This is a genomic window from Moraxella osloensis, assembly GCF_001553955.1.
Classification (GTDB): Bacteria; Pseudomonadota; Gammaproteobacteria; order Pseudomonadales; family Moraxellaceae; genus Faucicola; species Faucicola osloensis.
In genome coordinates this window covers 606,507-624,604 of the sequence record NZ_CP014234.1, presented here as the reverse complement: position 1 = coordinate 624,604, position 18,098 = coordinate 606,507, and the positions used below count along the sequence as shown (strand labels likewise).

At 42.6% G+C, this 18,098-nt stretch carries 12 protein-coding genes and 1 tRNA gene; 4 read left to right on the top strand and 9 right to left on the bottom strand.

What is annotated here, in order from left to right; genetic code table 11:
- Window positions 1–56: 56 nt before the first annotated feature.
- From AXE82_RS02675 to AXE82_RS02645, 7 genes are all read right to left on the bottom strand, one after another.
- Window positions 57–1,208 carry an AAA family ATPase gene (locus AXE82_RS02675; protein ID WP_062331121.1) on the bottom strand — a complete coding sequence of 384 codons (1,152 nt, stop codon included), beginning with the start codon at window positions 1,206–1,208 and terminating at the stop codon, window positions 57–59.
- Window positions 1,209–1,461: 253 nt separating this feature from the next.
- Window positions 1,462–1,546, bottom strand: a tRNA-Leu gene (locus AXE82_RS02670).
- Between the two features lie 111 nt (window positions 1,547–1,657).
- On the bottom strand, window positions 1,658–2,656 hold the full coding sequence (locus AXE82_RS02665; protein WP_062331118.1) for a serine/threonine-protein kinase: 999 nt from the start codon (window positions 2,654–2,656) through the stop codon (window positions 1,658–1,660).
- Window positions 2,653–4,356, bottom strand: a complete 1,704-nt coding sequence (locus tag AXE82_RS02660) for a sigma 54-interacting transcriptional regulator (protein WP_406946760.1) — start codon at window positions 4,354–4,356, stop codon at window positions 2,653–2,655. Before AXE82_RS02660 ends, AXE82_RS02665 begins: the two co-directional genes overlap by 4 nt.
- A gap of 187 nt (window positions 4,357–4,543) precedes the next feature.
- A complete protein-coding gene (locus AXE82_RS02655) occupies window positions 4,544–5,800 on the bottom strand; it encodes a two-component system sensor histidine kinase NtrB (RefSeq protein WP_062331112.1) in 1,257 nt (418 codons plus the stop codon).
- Window positions 5,801–6,084: 284 nt separating this feature from the next.
- Entirely contained in the window at window positions 6,085–7,950 is a 1,866-nt protein-coding gene (locus tag AXE82_RS02650; RefSeq protein WP_197931413.1) for a TonB-dependent receptor domain-containing protein, read from the bottom strand.
- A 260-nt stretch (window positions 7,951–8,210) separates the two neighbouring features.
- The gene (locus tag AXE82_RS02645; RefSeq protein WP_062331106.1) at window positions 8,211–8,699 is read right to left on the bottom strand and encodes a hypothetical protein; all 489 of its coding nucleotides are present in this window, start codon (window positions 8,697–8,699) and stop codon (window positions 8,211–8,213) included.
- 369 nt (window positions 8,700–9,068) lie between these two features.
- Between AXE82_RS02645 and recJ the strand changes: the two genes are divergently transcribed.
- The 4 genes from recJ to AXE82_RS02625 all read left to right on the top strand — a co-directional run bounded on the left by recJ (window position 9,069) and on the right by AXE82_RS02625 (window position 15,971).
- Window positions 9,069–10,847 carry a single-stranded-DNA-specific exonuclease RecJ gene (gene recJ / locus AXE82_RS02640; RefSeq protein ID WP_062331103.1) on the top strand — a complete coding sequence of 593 codons (1,779 nt, stop codon included), beginning with the start codon at window positions 9,069–9,071 and terminating at the stop codon, window positions 10,845–10,847.
- Between the two features lie 292 nt (window positions 10,848–11,139).
- The gene (locus tag AXE82_RS02635) at window positions 11,140–12,228 is read left to right on the top strand and encodes a helix-turn-helix transcriptional regulator (RefSeq protein ID WP_062331100.1); all 1,089 of its coding nucleotides are present in this window, start codon (window positions 11,140–11,142) and stop codon (window positions 12,226–12,228) included.
- A 60-nt stretch (window positions 12,229–12,288) separates the two neighbouring features.
- Window positions 12,289–13,341, top strand: a complete 1,053-nt coding sequence (locus tag AXE82_RS02630) for a TerD family protein (RefSeq protein WP_062331096.1) — start codon at window positions 12,289–12,291, stop codon at window positions 13,339–13,341.
- Window positions 13,342–13,733: 392 nt separating this feature from the next.
- Window positions 13,734–15,971, top strand: coding sequence for an NADP-dependent isocitrate dehydrogenase (locus AXE82_RS02625; protein ID WP_062331094.1), 2,238 nt, complete (start codon window positions 13,734–13,736; stop codon window positions 15,969–15,971).
- 133 nt (window positions 15,972–16,104) lie between these two features.
- Here the strand turns inward: AXE82_RS02625 and AXE82_RS02620 are convergent, their stop codons facing one another.
- Both AXE82_RS02620 and AXE82_RS02615 read right to left on the bottom strand, forming a co-directional pair.
- Window positions 16,105–17,454 carry an adenylate/guanylate cyclase domain-containing protein gene (locus AXE82_RS02620; protein WP_062334712.1) on the bottom strand — a complete coding sequence of 450 codons (1,350 nt, stop codon included), beginning with the start codon at window positions 17,452–17,454 and terminating at the stop codon, window positions 16,105–16,107.
- Window positions 17,455–17,492: 38 nt separating this feature from the next.
- Window positions 17,493–17,930, bottom strand: a complete 438-nt coding sequence (locus AXE82_RS02615; RefSeq protein ID WP_036601311.1) for an HIT domain-containing protein — start codon at window positions 17,928–17,930, stop codon at window positions 17,493–17,495.
- Between the last annotated feature and the right edge of the window lie 168 nt (window positions 17,931–18,098).

Genomic DNA, 18,098 nt, shown 5'->3' with positions numbered 1-18,098 from the left:
TTTTTTATGCCTACTGATGATACTCAACGACTATACTTAATAAATGGGCTTAATAATTATACAAAACCGAATTTGGGTTTTTCTGCTTGTTTCTCTCGATAGGACAGATGATCCATGTTGGTTAACTCTGCCAATGAGTGCGGTTTATTGACGGTGATAGCTTTATCAATCGATGCCAAAAACGCGTTAGATTTTTCGACGGAAAGTTCTTTGAATTTATACTCAGCTATCAATCGACCTTTACGCAGCAGCGCGGGGTCAATTTTTGAAATATCGGAGTTAAAGGTACAAATAAACTGGCACTCCAACACATCCGACAGCATACCATCAGCAATGTTCAAAATCGCCGATACCACATCGGTATTGGCGTTATCAATGCTACGCTCAGCAATGTAGTTTTCACAGTCTTCAAGCACTAATACCGAGTTTTTATTATCCACCAATAGTGACATAAATTCAGGGTTGGTTAAATACGCAATCATGGTAGTGGGCACGAAGATGAATTTTTTATTAGGTACTTGGCTAGTTAGCCATTTGATATAGTTGGTTTTACCTGAACCCGCCACGCCATGCAACAGCACCACGCCTTTACCATCGTGATTGAGTGATTCTTTGATGTGCTGATGCACTGGCAGAAAATCCTCGTGATACATGGTATCTAAATTGATGGGAAATGGCTTGATACGATGGGTTTTAAACACAAAACCATGGGCTTCTTTGAGTAAAATCGATACTTTAGCCTCTTGCGACACATACTTTTGTAAGTATTCATCAAACACGTTTTTGACACTCGCCGCCGAATGCGGATTGGTCGAAATATAGTAAATACTGACGACTTTTAGCAGACCTGATTCAAAGATGTATTCGTCATAGTCATTGGACAAATCTTCGTTGGTGAGCATGAACACTTCATATTTGGGATGAAAATAACACGCTTCACGCTCATACAAGGTATTATTTTTATGCGAATAGGCGACGGTGGTAAAATCGGTGCAACGCTCAAAATCTTTAAGCTGCTCTTTGCGAATCACCATATCATGGTTGCCAACATGCACCCCAGGGAAAATATCATCGAGTAGCGACTCAAAAGGGTTATATTTACTAGCGTATTGGATGTTATCTTCAATGAGTTGAACGGTATAGGGCGGCTCAGAGGAGGCGCTAAGCAGCTTTCGCGGTTGATAATAGGGCGATTGTAAAATTTTCATAGGAATAGAGGCTTATAAAAGGCAGTAGAAAAATTAACATAGCTAACAGTAAACAAGCTAACTATAGAGATGGGGCAGTTAATACTCAATGCAAGCTAAAAAGTAGCTAGTTGGCAATCAGTTAAAAAATTTTTAGCAACATAGTGAGCAGCTTACTGGCTAACAGTAAGCAATGGTGAGATAAGATAGACAGGAATTTTGGGCATAAAAAAACCTGCGAGAGGCAGGTTAATTTAACTAATACTGATTTGAGTGGTGGGGCTGAAGAGACTCGAACTCTTACACCTCGCGGCGCTGGAACCTAAATCCAGTGCGTCTACCAATTTCGCCACAGCCCCATGAGTTGCCTCAAAGTGTTGACTCAATATTTGTATCAGTGTCTTTGTGGTTGGCTATTATATAGAAAATTTTCGCTTTGGCAAGGGGTTTTTTTTAAAAAATCGCATTTTTTATTGGTTAAGTAAAATTTTTAGCGCATTTATAATACTTGCCAAGTCATTAATACGGTTTTCCACGCGTTTTGCCAGCAGTTTATCGATAAAAGGCTGACAAGCTTGGCAAGCAAATTCTGATAGCTGATGATTTGGACATAAAAAAGGCACAGGCTGTTGGCAATGCGCGATTGCCCAACCAGGATAATCATTTGCCATAAAAGGCAGACATCCCATCAATAATTCGTACCCTATCACCCCTAAGCTATAGTAGTCGCTAAACTTGTCAAGTGGCTGACCTGTGAATTGCTCAGGACTCATGTAGGCGGGTGTACCAGCGGTGTAAGTTTTGCAGTTGAGTGAGGTATTTTTTGCCCTAGTATTAATAAGAGCAATATTATTGAAATCAATATCACTAAAACTAAAATCACTCAGACCAAAATCAATTAACACCACCTCAAGATTGGGTTTTACAATAAAGTTGGCGGGTTTGAGATCCAAATGCATCAGCCCAAATTGATGTAAACGGTTGACCAGTTGGCAGCTATGTAAAAAAATGGTCATTTTTTGCTGAAGATTAAGTATGGGCAATTTAGCATTCGCATACATTAAGGATTTTAACGTCTCGCCTGAATGATAGGACATGAGCAGACAGGGACTAACAGGTTGCTGCGGCTGCTGTTGGTCAAAGATGAGGGTATCAGGTAGAAGGTTTGAAGCATACAGCGTGGGAATGCCGCTTGTCGCATTGGTGCTGTCAATCGCCAGGCTTTGGCAATGATGAAGGGCGTTAATTTCTTGCTTAAAATGGGCGAGATTGGTTGCGCTAAAGTGAGGTAGTAATTGTTTAACCACAACGGCAGTAGGCGGGGAGTGAGTCGAATGCCATACCCCGTACCAAAGTTCGGTATGGTTGAGTGGATTTGAAGCTGATAGTGGCTGTAGGTCAGTAACGACCGACTGACAGCCATTTTTTATGATAACCAGTGCTGGGTGAGTTGACCTTGTCTCAATCATGATGGCTTAACGGGTCTGCCTTCAATCAACTGTTGGTATTTTCGGGTCACGGTATTGCGCCCCCAACCGAGTAGGTCAGCCGCTTGTCCTTTATGCTGAGCAGTATGGGCGAGTGCCACTTCAAGCAAACATTTCTCAAACATCGGATAAGCGGTTTGCAATATGTCATACTGTCCTTCAGCCAGTGCTTGTTGTGCCCAAACTTGCAGCGGGGTGATCCAATCTGCGGTTGCGACAGTTTGTGGTGCGTGCAAGGTCGGTATGACCGTCGTAGTGGACAAAGGCGTTGGCAGCTCACTCGAATTGGTACTCAAATTGGAACTAGCACTGGGGGTGTTACTCGGAGCTGGTAAAGATGATGGATGTTCGCTAGCAGGTGCCTCAAACTGAGTGTCGGGCTGATAGGTATGTGTCTTATGTGTATTGGGCTCACGCGCAGTTACAGGCGTGCTATCTTGCGATTCAAACGCTTGTAAAATCTCGGGTGGCAAATCACTGGGCTGAATGGTTTGCCCTGTTGTCATCACACTGAGCCAGCGGCAAGTATTTTCAAGTTGACGCACGTTACCTTGCCAAGGATAGCTTTGTAAAATATGCATCGCAGACGGCGTGATGGTTTTGGTGGGGGTATGCATGCTTTTGGCGATATTTTGCATAAAAAAATCGATTAACAGCGGAATGTCTTCGCGGCGCTCACGTAGGGAAGGTAGCGCCAGTCGAATGACATTGAGCCGATAAAACAAATCTTCACGAAACTTGCCTTGCTGGACTAGGGTTTCTAAGTTTTGATGGGTCGCTGCGATGATACGTACATCGACTTTAATGGGTTTGAGACCACCGACACGGTAAAACTCACCATTTGCCAAGACGCGCAGCAAACGCGTCTGGGTCGGTAAAGGCATATCGCCGATTTCATCCAAAAATAAAGTGCCGCCATGTGCCTGCTCAAATCGCCCTTGGCGTGTGGTAGTCGCACCCGTAAACGCGCCTTTTTCATGACCAAATAGTTCAGCTTCAATCAAATCATGCGGAATCGCCGCCATATTGAGCGCGATAAATGGTTTGGATTTGCGTGGCGAATGTTCGTGTAAGGCACTAGCAATCAGCTCTTTACCCGTCCCTGATTCGCCGGTGATGAGTACTGTCATCGGCATATGCGACAAGCGACCAATCGCACGAAATACTTTTTGCATAGCAATCGATTGCCCGATGATGCCCGATGGGTTAGTGGTGGTTTTTTCTGGCTCGGCTGTCACGGGTTCAGTTGGCTGCTGTCGTGCATCACGAATCAGAGAGTCATTGTGGTTTTCAGGCTTTTTGCGCTTTTGTGCTTGGTTTGACTGGCTTTGCAGGCAAGCTTTTTTCACCATGGCAATGGCATCATCCAACTCAAACGGCTTGGGTAAGTAATCAAACGCGCCTGATTGATAGCTATCTACCGCGGACTGCACATCGGCATGCGCGGTCATGATGATGACAGGAATTTGTGCAAAGTCTTGTTTGATTTTACTGCTAAAGTCCAAGCCGTTCATCATCGGCATTCGAATATCGGTGACGATGACGCTTGGCAAGGCGGCACTATTGTCACTCTTCGCTTGGCTGTCTTGCCCACTATCTTGTAGTAGCCGCCACGCCGATTGCGCATTGCCAAAGGTTTGCACTTGAAATCCACTATCTGTCAGCGTATCTTCCAAAATCATGCGTAACGCTTGGTCGTCATCGATGACCCAAACAATAGGCTCGGTGATTGGCGTTTTATTATTGGGATAAGTCATATAAAAACCCTATATGGGAAACTGTATTGGTTTAAACATTATTGATTGAAAAATTGATTGAAAAATTCATAGCCGCTTAGTCATGATGCTGTGGTGTATCCCGCTTAAACTATCATTTGGTTATTTGCCGAATTTGCCAAGGTAAAAAAATCGTAAATAGGGTTTCACCTGGCTGAGAGGTTACACTGATTTGCCCTTGATGGCGCTGAATAATGTCATGAGCAAGTGCCAGTCCCAACCCCGTACCATTGGCGCGTCCTGTGACCAAAGGATAAAAAATTTGCGGTAACAACTCGCTATCAATGCCCAAGCCATTATCAATAAAATCGACTCGCAAGACGCTTTTATGTCGTATATCACCAATGGTTTGTTGGTGCTGAATACGGGTTTTTACCGTGATGATAGGCGACACAATGTCGTTTTCATTGAGCGCTTGTATCGCATTATTGACGATATTCATAAATACTTGTACCAGCTGGTCTTTATCAGCGGTGATTTCTGGCAACGATAAATCAAAGTCTCTGACTAGACTAATATTGGGGTTTTGTATCTCTGCCAACGTTAGTACATGCTGCAGTGGCTCATGCACGTTGATTACTTGCCAGTTGGGCAAATTTGGTGCGCCCAGCAATTGGGTCACCAAATTGTTGAGTCGTCTGGTCTCATCCATGATGATACTGAGATAATTGGCGACCTTTCGCGCCTTGGTGTCATTAATATAGCGCACAATCCCATCAGATTTCATAATTTGATTAAAATTCTTTTCAAGCAGTTGGCTTGCCCCCAGGATGCCGGCTAAAGGGTTTTTGACCTCGTGCGCCATACTGCGAATCATTTGACGGGTTATCAAATGTTGGTGATTTTGATACTGTTCTTGTTGAATACGACTTTCGCGATCTTTTGCCCAAATTTCAATCAAATAGAAAAACCCCACCTCGGTTTCTAATGGGGAAACCCCATAATCGACCAATAATGGTGCACCAATCCCTTGGGTGCTTAGCCCCAAAATGGTGCAATCATGATGGATAAAGGCTTGGTACATTTTTTTGGTATGTTCAAATTGGTTTTGCAGCGCCACTTTGGCCTGTACTTTGGTTTTTTTATGGGTTATCGGGTCATCATCGGTATGCGATTGCTCTGATGCTTGCGTTAGTAATTTTTCATAGTTTGCGGGGGTTAAAATATCGATAACATTTTTATGCAATAAATGCTGCTGACTAACTGACAGAATCTGCTCAGCCGTTGCGTTGATATAGACGCACTCATAGCTGCTGTCGGCGACAATTAACCCCGTTAGTAGGTTGTTGAACATGTCCTCAAACAGGTTCTGGTTGGGTTCGAGACTATGTAAAAAAGTAGGATGGGTCATTGGATAACTACCACAAATTTGAGCAATGGTTAAAGTGCAATTTAAATGCCAATACACTATTGGAGAATGTTTGGATTATTGTCATAGTAGATAAATAATAGAACAATGGGCAGCAAATCAGTTATTTGATATTAAAAAATCACTCATTTATAGCAACGGGTTGATTGTAGTATGATATATTTTGAACCAAAATAGTGCAAAAGTTAAAACGTAATTGCTAAAAAAAGAAGTATAAAAAAAGGGCATAAAATCTATGCCCTTTGATGTACTGTAGATATAAAAATTTAGAACCATTGGTAGGTTAGTGAGATGAAGGAATTAATGCCTTTTTGGCGGTAGCCATAAACGGTCTCATAATCTTTATCTGTGAGATTGTTAAGTCGGCTGCTGATAGTCAAATATGGGTTGATGTAATAATTACCAGTTAAGTTTAGAAGTGTATAGCTGTCTAGTACTTTATCGGTATAATAACCATCATGACGCTCATCTACATATTCAAGTTCACTGCGGATATCAAATTTTGGTTGTTTATAACCTAAATATATCAAACCCGTGTTTTTTGGAATCGTATTATCTGTTGTATATTCGCCTTGAGTTGCGTTACGACCTTCAACAGATTGGTTGGTATAGCTTAGACCAAATAGGGTATTATTCACTGTCCAATCTGATACTAAAGTAACACCTTTAACCTTTGTTTCTGCACGATTAGTGCGAGTTTTATCACCTGAGGCTAAGGTCAAAGGAATGATACCATCTTCAATTTTTGATTGAAAACCTGTTAAGCGAGTCGTTTGGTAGGCATTACTGTGCTCAATAAACGCTTCCCAATTTTTGCTCGTTTCAGCTTTTAGATTTTCATTCCCAACATAGCCTGGATAATAGACGCCATCCCAACTGGAGCCTTCTGAGTGTCCATATAAATCATTGAAACTAGGCATTCTAAAGCCAGTAGCGTAAGAAGCGCCGACACGAGTATTAGGTAATACGTGATAGGCACCCCCTAAATTATAGGTTGTCTTATTCCCATATTGGGTGTTCTTATCATATCGAATATTTGCTTGCGCATCATATTTGGGTTGCGAAACTTGATAGCCAAGAAAACCACTTTTAGTATTTCTGTCATGATTAGTATAGCTAGCATCGCCATCAAAATTTTGTTTGAGATATTCTGCGCCACCAATAATCTGACCTACAGGCAGTTGATAGCCTAATTGTAGATTGGTTTGCTTTTGTTTGGTATTAAATTCGCTTGGTGTGCTTGAAAAATAACTTTTTGATTCATCAATACTTTCACCGTATTTAAGACTGGCAGAAAATTTATCTTGTTGATAATTGATAAAACCATTAGCTGAGCCATTTTCTTGTTCAGCATGGATATCGTGATAATTGCCACCATCAAGGTCAGAATTTGATTTGGCTTTCATTCCTGTTATGCCAACTTCAATATTGTCGCTGTAGCGATGCTTAGCAACAAAACTGATATTTTTAGAATTAAACCCATCCTTATCGCTATCAATCGAAGAGGCATATGAATTGTTTGGACTACTGATATTAATCCCATTCGTTTTATCATAACCTGTGGATAAACTAATCGTAGTGCCATTATTAACATATTGACCCGTTAATTGACCTTTATAACTGTCCTCTGAACCTGCACCCAAGGTCAAGGCTATATTTGATTGTTGGGCATTTTGACCTTTGGTAAAAATTTGAATCACGCCGGCTGTCGCATCAGCACCATACAAGCTAGAACCACTTGCGCCATATAGAACTTCAATACGGTCAATTTGATCGGCGGGTAATAAAGCAAGCTCTGCATAGCCATTACTCAAAGATGTATAACGAATACCATCAATCAACACGGCAACATTTTTGGCAGATAAGCCACGAATACTAAAGTTACTTAATGTGCCATCGCCACCATTTTGCTTGATATAGAATCCCGCCTTACCTCGTAACACATCCAGTACGCTTTGACCGCGATAACGTTGTAATTGTTCTTCATCAATAACGGTGGTTTGGGCGATGGTATTCTTGACAAGCGTCGGCGTTTTGGTTGCCGTGGTGGTAAAAGTAAGGCTCGGCAACGTCGTTTCAGCTTCGCTAGTAGCAGCGTCGCTAGTCGCCGCATGAGCGCTAACACCAGTCATGGACATGCCAATAATTACCAAAACGCTTTGCGTCATTGGATGGATATTAAAAAGTGGCTTCTTGATAAAACGTGGTGATGTCTGACAGGTATAACGCATAACTTGACCCAAAAAAATAGTTTAAAGATACATTGTAGAAAAATATCGTTACATAAGCTATTACTTTTGCTTGGTCATTGCTCATCAAAGCCTGAGAATTTTTCAATAAAAAACCCCTTTAGCAATTAAAGGGGTTTTAATACAAGCCTTTGTATCAACAATTAGCTGGTTTGTTGCTGTAATTTTTTAGCTTTTTGGTAGCACTCATTGATGTGGTTTTCAGCAATTTTTTTAAACATCAAATAACCGATGGTCCCTGCCACTAATTGACCGCCAAATGGTACAAATTTGGTGACTTGCTTGGCGATAATACGGCTACCAAAACCTTGGAAAGTTTTTTTGGCAATACTGCGCGTGACCACTAGGCCTGCCAAATCCACCGCTTTATCTTTTAGTTGGTTGATTTGCGCACCGTTATTCAAGTCTACCGCTGTTTGGGCGGGTTCAATTAAACCAAATTTAGCGGAGATTTCAGGTAGCAATTTTGATAACAGACCTGCGTCAACCGCAACGTCTAGCAGCGGCACAGGGACAATCGCTGCTACGGCAGACATTTTTGCTTTGCTTTTAATCATCGCCTCGCATTCGCGTTTGATTTTTTCTAAGTCAAGTTTTGGGTCGATGGTTTTGGTCAAATTTTCTGCTGACATAATTTTTCCTTCTAAAAAATTTCAATTATCAATAATAAAGGTAGTATTGCAAAACGCTTGTAACAAGAGACTTGCAACAAGAGATGATTATTCATTGATGATCAGTAATACTGTTTCATTAATGGTAAGTGATGACTCTGTGGTTTGATTATAACTGAGTGTAAACGTATGAATAAGCATCTTTTTGCAAAAAAATGCTAATGGTTTGTAGTGGCATTATTACGATATGCAAAACGCACGAATTACTATGAAAGCTGATGGGATGTTTTTACTGTTTCGCTGGTGTAATTTCGCTGTTGTAATTTTGCCTATTCACTCTCATTATGCTAGTTTATTCTCTCTACTTTATTTGACAACCATGATAAGTTTATGTTGACTGTGACTCCCCGTTTTAGTGCGACCCATATTGACGAGATTCCCCGCGATTTACAGCCCTTGGCGCAGACATCGATGACATTAGCCCGCGTTTTGGCTGGGCGAGGCGTGCAAGATGTGGCAAATTTAGACACCGCCTTCAATAAGATGTTACCTGCAAATTCGTTGACAGGCATTACCAAGGCGGTGGCGCTGCTTGACAAGGCGATTGATACGCAGCAAAAAATACTGATTGTGGGTGATTTTGACTGCGATGGCGCGACCAGCACGGCACTGATGGTAAGGGTGCTCCGTGAAATGGGCGCGCAGGTTGAGTTTTTGGTGCCCGATCGTTTTAAGTACGGTTATGGACTGACGCCAGAAATTGTTGCGCTAGGTATTGAAACCTATGATCCTAATGTGATTGTCACGGTTGATAATGGTATCTCCAGCCATGCTGGGGTCGAGCTTGCCAAAGCCAAAGGGCTAACGGTGATTATTACCGATCATCACCTGACAACGCAGGCGGCACCAAACGCCGATGCCGTGGTCAATCCCAATCAGCTGGGCTGTGCTTTTGCTAGTAAATCATTGGTAGGGGTTGGGGTGGCATTTTATGTGCTAGGCAATCTTGCCAAAGTCAGACGCCAAGCCAATAAATCCACCACCCAAGTGAGTCGCTATATTGATTTGGTAGCACTTGGCACGGTGGCGGATGTGGGCGTATTAGACCAAAATAATCGCATCTTGGTGCACCAAGGTATCCAAGCCATCAAGCAAGGTCGTTGCTGTGTGGGTATTTTGGCGTTGTTGGAGCAGGCGAGTCGGCAGGCAGCCGATATCACGGCTCAAGATTTTGGTTTTATTTTAGGACCACGCATCAACGCCGCAGGTCGTATGGATAGTATGCGGATTGGCATTGACTGCTTACTGACCGATGATTGGGGGGAGGCACAGCGGCTTGCGCATCAGCTCGATAAACTCAATCAAGAGCGCCGCCAAGTCGAGCAGGGCATGCGGCAACAAGCCGATAGTGTATTAACGACGCTTGAGAATCCATCTGAGCAGAATTCTGTAAATCAAGTAACGCATCCCAAGCGCAGTATTATTTTGTATCAAGATGAGTGGCACCAAGGGGTGATTGGTATCGTCGCAGGCAGGCTAAAAGAAAGCTACCATGTGCCCGCTATCGTGTTTGCCCCTGCGGATACGGCGTTGATTGAAGATGACGATGCTATCAAAGGCTCCGCACGCTCCATTGAAGGCATTCATATCCGTGATGCCATTGAATCAGTCGCGCAAACCTACCCCGAACTCATTAGCCACTTCGGCGGGCATGCGATGGCAGCAGGTCTGACAATCAAACGAAAAAACTTTGAGCCGTTTTGTAAAGCGTTTGATGAGGTAATTGCAGCGGTGGCTGATGAGGTATTTGCAGAGACGTTATATAGCGATGGCGAATTGACAGCCGGTGAATTCACGGTCGATTTTGTAGATAGCTTGCAGACGTTGGCTATTTGGGGACATGGTTTTGTGCCACCGATATTCGATGGGGTGTTTGTGGTGCAGGATTATCGGGTGTTAAAAGAGCGGCATTTAAAATTATGGTTGTCGTATCCCGATGTCCCTTTTACTATCGAAGCGATTTGGTTTAATGCTGACTTTGACGCGATAGCTTTGTCTGCCATCAATCGCAGTGTGTCAAAAGTACATTTACTCTATGAGCTTGAGAAAAATTTATTTAATGAACAAACCAAATTACAGTTAAGGGTAAAAAAGGGTGTGCTCCTCTAAATAAGCGTTTTCGCTGATTCATATACAATCTGATAACCATAACACCCAATAAAGATGATAAACGACATAAAATGACATGTTAATATAATTTATCACCTATACTGCGCTAAATTTTGATAAATTATGCAAGGTATCGAGGTGTTAATTTGTGGCGTTAATTTTTTAAAGTTTGAATAAAGCTTTGGCGCTTGGCTGGCTAGTATTTATTATTTAACCGTTTGTCTTTTAACCGTTTGTCTTTTAACTGGCTGTTTTTAACTATCTGTCTTTTACCTGTGTATGGAGAATTGCCATGAGTAAATCCCTTGCCAACAATGCAACCGCAACGACGGCTCGGCAATGGCAAATCCTCTCACAGCTGGATCGCAAACGTTGGCTCGGTACAACCCATATCAAAGAACAGCTTGATTTGATGGGTTTTGATATCAGTTTGCGAACCATTCAGCGAGATTTAAACGCTTTGGCAACGCGTTTTCCGATTGAAAAAAACAACACCAATCCACAAGGTTGGCGCTGGCGAGAAGATGCACCCATGCAGAGCTTGCCGCACATGAATTTGTCGCAAGCGGTGGCGTTTAGTATGATGCGCCATAATTTGACCCAGCTATTACCCCCTGCTATTTTGGATGAATTGATTCCGTGGTTTGATCTGGCGAATCGGCAACTTAAAGAAAGCAAAGTGGCAAATACTTGGCTCGATAGAGTGCGTATCCTGTCAGCCAATCAACCGCTCATTCCACCATCGGTCAATCCAATCGCTAAAGACGCAGTGTATGACGCATTGTTTCAAAATAAAAAACTCATCGCCTGTTATAAAGCGCGTGGGCGAGAGGAAGCGCAAAAATACACCTTAAATCCGCTAGCCATTGTGCAACGGGGTGTGGTGATTTACTTGATTGCTTCACGAACTGACAGAGCCTCTGACGATGTGCGCCAATTTGCTTTGCACCGTTTTGAAAGTGCGGAAGTAAGCGCAAGCGACGCGCAAACCCCGAAAGATTTTAATTTAGACAATTACATCAATACAGGCGCGATGGGGTTTAATTATCCGTTGTTCCAAAAACTCATGCCTGACAGCGAAAAAAACAACCACGAGCCGCCCAAACAGCAAGTGCAGTTACTGTTTCATCCGTTATCGGGGGCAAGCTTGCTTGAAAGCCCATTATCAACCGATCAGCAAAGTTGGGAGGATGACGAAGGATTGCATATCACAGCCACAGTGAACATGACGTCGCAGCTAGTATGGTGGCTACGCGGTTTTGGTAAAGGACTGCGAAAAATCGAGCCTGAGATTTTATCAATCGCCGTTTTTGAAACCCAAACGCCCAACCAACAAACGCCCAATCAGCAACCGCCCAACAACCCACCGCCCAAACAATAAACGAATAACTAACAAACGCCCAAGTAAACTAACTACTTTGTCCGATTTTTCGAGAATCTTATGAAACATACTGATAATAACACCCTTGAATCCACTAGTGCCGACACCAACTTGCAGCAGCCTAGCAAGCCAAAAACCACGATTTTATACAGTGATTTGACGGATGATTCACCTATCACATCTGTCAAATCGCCTGATAATCTAACACCCAGCACTACTAAAGAGACGTACCAGATTATTTCGGCGCAGTTTGCCGACCCAATCCCAGCACCAACGGCTGAAATAATAGCGCCCGTCAATTCACCCAATTTGACCGATAAAAACACCAATGAGGCATTAGTGGCAAGCACCTCGCCGCTACACAAAACGCCAAAAATCAACTCAATGACTGATGACAAGATTTTGCAAAAAAGTCATCAGCTAGCAATCACCCAAGACGATCAGCTTGAAGATGATAAAACGGCGACAGGTATAGCCATCGAGCATATGGATGTGGTACTCAAGCAGTGGTATTTTACCGTGCAATGGCAGCACACGCAGATGCCAAAATCAGGGCTTTACAATAAATTTAAAAAACGCACGCAAGCCATGGATATAGACCTATCCTGCTTACTTTGTAACCGATATGGCGAGGTAATCGAAACCGTTTGGTTCAAAAATGTCCGTGATAAAGCGCAATCCGTACGCCATCAAGGCGATGAATTATTGGGCAAAAAGCCATTTAGCGCTATTGATGACCGCAAAGAAGACGCTGACAACAATCAAAGCACAAAACCCAATGATGCCAACCTCAATCAAGAAAGTATGGTGCTTTTTTTAAGTAAGCTTCCCCCGCAAGTATTTCATGTGGTGATGATTGTGTCATCTTATCACGGCTATGCGCTTAGCAAAGCGAAACAAGCGTCTTGTCAGCTCAGTGATGATGAAGGTAATGTGATTAGTGAGTTAGCTTTTACCAAACTGCCGACTGATACTAAGGCCTTATGGTTTGCTAGTCTTACCCGTTCTGCCGATAGCTGGCGCTACAACAACGAGCATCAACCTTTAGACAACAACAAGATGGCGCTAATTGAAAAAGAAGTGAGTGAAAAATTGGTACGTACGGCGAGATGACTTGAGTGTAAGCTTACGCTTTAATTATCGTGAGTGAAATCACCAAGCAATTTTAAAGCCAAAATTTTATAATTTTGACAATGGCGCCATCGCATCTGTCAGTGATTGGATATATTCGCCACTGTGATACTGTGATACTGTGATACTGTGGTACACTATGACAAAAAAGGGATTGTCTTAATCGATAGGGATACAGCGCATCTGCATTATTTTTCTCCTAAATATAGGTATTCCTAGATACATTATTGACTCATTATGCGGTAACCGTATACTTTGGGTTTAAAATGCTCAATCACATTTTATCCCCAATTAAATGCTTACTGTGAAATTTCTCACCCTGCTAGATGCATCATCTAGTATCTCAATTAACATTCATATAAAAGAGGTTCTCTATGGCTAGTGGAAAGTCAAATATTATCTATACCTTAACTGACGAAGCCCCGCTACTGGCGACGTATTCACTACTTCCTATCATTGAGACATTTACCAAACCTGCTGGCGTTAAAATCACCAAAACCGATATTTCCGTTGCCGCGCGTGTATTGGCAGAATTCTCCGACTACCTGACCCCAGAACAACAAGTGCCCGATAATCTTGCTGAGCTTGGTCGGTTGACCCAAGACCCAGACACCAATATCATCAAATTGCCTAATATCAGTGCCTCAGTGGCTCAGCTGCAAGAATGTATTGAAGAATTACAAGCCAAAGGCTATAACATTCCCAATTACCCAGAAAACCCAACCACAGACGAAGAAAAAGCCATCAAAGCCCGTTATGGTAAATGTTTAGGATCTGCGGTAAATCCCGTATTACGTGAAGGTAACTCCGATCGCCGTGCCCCGGCTGCCGTAAAAAACTATGCCAAAAAACACCCACATTCAATGGGCGAGTGGAAACAATGGTCAAAAACCCACGTCTCTCACATGAAAGAAGGTGACTTTTACCATGGCGAAAAATCAATGACCCTTGATAAAGCGCGTAAAGTCAAAATGGAGCTCATCACCAACAGTGGCAAAGCTTTGGTGCTAAAACCCGAAGTTGCATTACAAGACGGTGAAGTGATTGACTCAATGTTCATGAGCAAAAAAGCCTTAATCGAGTTTTATGAAAAAGAGCTAGAAGATTGCCGCGAAGGTAAAATCCTGTTCTCTCTACACGTCAAAGCCACGATGATGAAGGTATCCCATCCTATCGTGTTTGGTCACTGCGTGAGAGTGTATTACAAAGATGCCTTCGAAAAATGGAACAAAACCTTTGATGAATTAGGTATTAATGTTAACAACGGTATGGCAGGACTATACGAAAAAATCGAAACCCTACCGACTACTATTCGTGAAGAAATCGTCCGTGACCTGCATGCTTGTCAAGAACATCGCCCCGCATTGGCGATGGTGGATTCAGCGAAGGGAATTGATAACTTCTATTCGCCAAATGACGTCATTGTAGACGCCTCAATGCCAGCGATGATTCGTAATGGTGGTAAAATGTGGGCAGCCGATGGCAAGCCTTACGACTGTAAAGCCGTGATGCCAGAATCGACATTTGCCCGTATTTACCAAGAAGTCATCAACTTTTGTAAATGGCATGGCAACTTTGACCCAGCAACCATGGGTACCGTACCAAACGTAGGTTTGATGGCACAAAAAGCGGAAGAATACGGTTCTCACGACAAAACTTTTGAAATCCCAGAGGCAGGCGTTGCCAATATCACTGACATTGAGACAGGCGAAGTGCTGATGTCGCAAAATGTTGAAGAAGGTGATATTTGGCGTATGTGTCAAGTCAAAGATGCGCCAATTCGTGACTGGGTAAAACTGGCAGTGACGCGTGCACGTAATTCAGGCATGCCAGCTATCTTCTGGCTTGACCCATACCGCCCACATGAAAATGAGCTCATCAAGAAAGTTAAAAAATACTTACAAGAGCATGATACCGAAGGTCTAGATATCCAAATCATGTCCCAAGTTCGTGCGATGCGTTATACCCTTGAGCGTGTGGTGCGTGGTTTGGATACCATCTCAGTCACAGGTAACATCTTGCGTGACTACTTAACTGACTTGTTCCCAATCCTAGAATTAGGCACGTCAGCCAAAATGCTATCAATCGTCCCATTGATGGAAGGCGGTGGTCTTTACGAAACAGGGGCAGGCGGTTCAGCCCCAAAACATGTCGAGCAGTTGGTTGAAGAAAACCACTTGCGCTGGGATTCACTCGGCGAGATGCTGGCGCTTGCAGTATCTTTAGAAGACTTGGGGATTAAAGAAAACAACCCACGGATAAAATTACTGGCAAAAACCCTAGACTTGGCGACGGGTAAATTGTTGGATAACGACAAATCACCATCGCGCCGTACCGGTGAGCTCGACAACCGTGGCAGCCATTATTATCTAGCCAAATACTGGGCAGAAGAATTGGCAAACCAAGAGGAAGATAGCGAGCTTAAAACCAAGTTTGCGCCACTGGCTCAAGCGTTGTCAGAAAATGAAGACAAAATCGTTGCTGAATTAAATGATGTTCAAGGTCAAGGTGTAGATATTGGCGGTTACTATCAACCAGACCAACAAAAGCTAAGCCAGGTGATGCGCCCAAGTGCGACATTTAACCAAGCATTGGCTTCATTTGATGCCTAGTTCAATAGTATAAAAAAAGCCGAAGCTGAATGCTTCGGCTTTTTTAGTATATGTAAATGGTTAAACATAGCTAAGCTAAGAATATAGCTAAGTCAAAAAAATGGGTGAGCCAAAACCGTCAATAGCATTATTTCTATTTCTGCTTTTCTTCAACGAGCGCCAATGCAGATTTTAGCTGGTTAGTAATATCATTTTTATCATAATTACGAATATCATGAAAATTTAAATGTAGGTTAAACCCAGGTAAACTGAAGTCCACCCAATCGGTTTGTTGCATGGATTCACTTTTAGGTTCGAGCAATTCCCACACATTCATGGCATCTTGAAAGCCTTTAAATTTAAATTGCCCCACGGCTTGGCAATGATGGACATGACCAATTAAATTAAACGTACTTTCACTGATTAAAATTTGATTGTTTTGCGCGGCAGATTCAAGGCGAGAGGCAAAATTCGCTTCCTTTCCAATCACGGTATAAGTCATACGATTGCGGCTGCCAAAATTACCGACATAACAATACCCTGTATTGATACCCATACGTACATGCAGCCCTTCAAAACCGAGTAATCGCCATTGGTGGCGCAGCACTTCCATTTCACGGCGCATCTCAATGGCCATACTGGCACAAGCAATCGCGTTATCACGGTCATTACCACCCACGTCACCAAAATAGCACAATAACCCATCCCCCAAAAACTTATCGAGGGTCGCACCATATTTTTGGCTAACTTGGGTCATACGGTCAAGGTAAGTATTTAAAATATTGGCTAAATGGTCGGGGCTAATATGATCCGACAAATCAGTAAAACCAACAATGTCCGAAAACAAAATAGTTAGCTTGCGCCGTTGATTAATGACTTCAACCTTGGTGTTATTTTTGACAATCGGTTGCCAAATCTGGGGGGGCAAAAAACGGGTTAATTTATTGGTGACATTAACCAAGGTATCAATCCGTGCTTGCTGCTGCGCAAGCATTTGATTTTTTTGGCGTAAGCGAATCACTAGAGAACAAATATGATAACCAACAATCAAGATATCGGTAAATACGATGACAAAATTTAAAATATCTTCTTGCTTGGCGGTCAAACTAATGGCAGGTAATAAAAAGTGCGCGGATATTAGACTAAGTAGACCCACTGATACAGTTAAGAGTACCAACGAAACAGTGTATTTGGTATCTGAAAAAATCAGGCGAATTAAAATCAACAACCATAACGCAAGGCTTGGGATATAGTTAAACTGCAACATACCCGTTGCCAACGCCATCAGGGTTAATACACTGGCCGAAGTAATGTAGTGATGAGGCCGGATAACACTCAAAACAGTGACAATAACGCCTGCTACCAACAGCAAAATACTGAGCGTATGATAAATAGGCGGTACATCAAGCAAGGTTAAGGTAAGCAATAAAATAAAAAATGCCGCCAGTTCAATGAATTTCGGATTTTTTAGCTTGGTCGAAAGACCTTGAATGGATTCACGCAATTTAGTTTGTCTACCTCGTGTCTCGTGGTAAAAGTTTTTTAGACGTTCATTTGCCAATCAAATGGCATATCACGATGACCCCGCAGTGCCATCATCAGTGTCTGCTGCATATGGCTCAAAACTTCAGGGGTATAAGGGATGGCTGGATTACCCCATACTGGATTGGGCCAAGCAATGTCATTTTGGTAGCGCACGATATGATGAAAATGCAATTGCGGCACTTGGTTGCCAAGCGCGGCGATGTTCATTTTGTCGGCTTGAAAAGTTTTGGCAAGCTGACTTGATAGCCAGCTGGATTCACGTAAAAACTGGGCTTGGTCACTGGCGGATAGTTCGTATAATTCTTTGATACCGGGTACACGCGGAATTAAAATCAACCAAGGAAATTGACAGTCGTTCATCAAGCGGCAAGTAGATAACGGAAATTCGCCCACCAAAAAAGTATCTTTTGCTAGTTGTGGATGTAAATTAAACATAATAACTCAATGCATTTAAAAGTGTTTTTGGAGTTTAAAATTGATAAAATCAAATAATTCGCGTATTTTAGCAGTTATACCTACAAGACGAAATACTTTATTCAGAATAAGCGCATTGCAATTTAAGATTTCTTAAAGCATAAAGCAAGGCCGCTATCATCTAGCCTG

Coding starts and splice junctions, on each gene's coding strand:
- AXE82_RS02675 (WP_062331121.1), bottom strand. CDS start 1,208: ATGAAAATTTTACAATCGCCCTATTATCAACCGCGAAAGCTGCTTAGC.
- AXE82_RS02665 (WP_062331118.1), bottom strand. CDS start 2,656: ATGATTGAGACAAGGTCAACTCACCCAGCACTGGTTATCATAAAAAAT.
- AXE82_RS02660 (WP_406946760.1), bottom strand. CDS start 4,356: ATGATTTTGGAAGATACGCTGACAGATAGTGGATTTCAAGTGCAAACC.
- AXE82_RS02655 (WP_062331112.1), bottom strand. CDS start 5,800: ATGACCCATCCTACTTTTTTACATAGTCTCGAACCCAACCAGAACCTG.
- AXE82_RS02650 (WP_197931413.1), bottom strand. CDS start 7,950: ATGACTGGTGTTAGCGCTCATGCGGCGACTAGCGACGCTGCTACTAGC.
- AXE82_RS02645 (WP_062331106.1), bottom strand. CDS start 8,699: ATGTCAGCAGAAAATTTGACCAAAACCATCGACCCAAAACTTGACTTA.
- recJ (WP_062331103.1), top strand. CDS start 9,069: ATGTTGACTGTGACTCCCCGTTTTAGTGCGACCCATATTGACGAGATT.
- AXE82_RS02635 (WP_062331100.1), top strand. CDS start 11,140: ATGAGTAAATCCCTTGCCAACAATGCAACCGCAACGACGGCTCGGCAA.
- AXE82_RS02630 (WP_062331096.1), top strand. CDS start 12,289: ATGAAACATACTGATAATAACACCCTTGAATCCACTAGTGCCGACACC.
- AXE82_RS02625 (WP_062331094.1), top strand. CDS start 13,734: ATGGCTAGTGGAAAGTCAAATATTATCTATACCTTAACTGACGAAGCC.
- AXE82_RS02615 (WP_036601311.1), bottom strand. CDS start 17,930: ATGTTTAATTTACATCCACAACTAGCAAAAGATACTTTTTTGGTGGGC.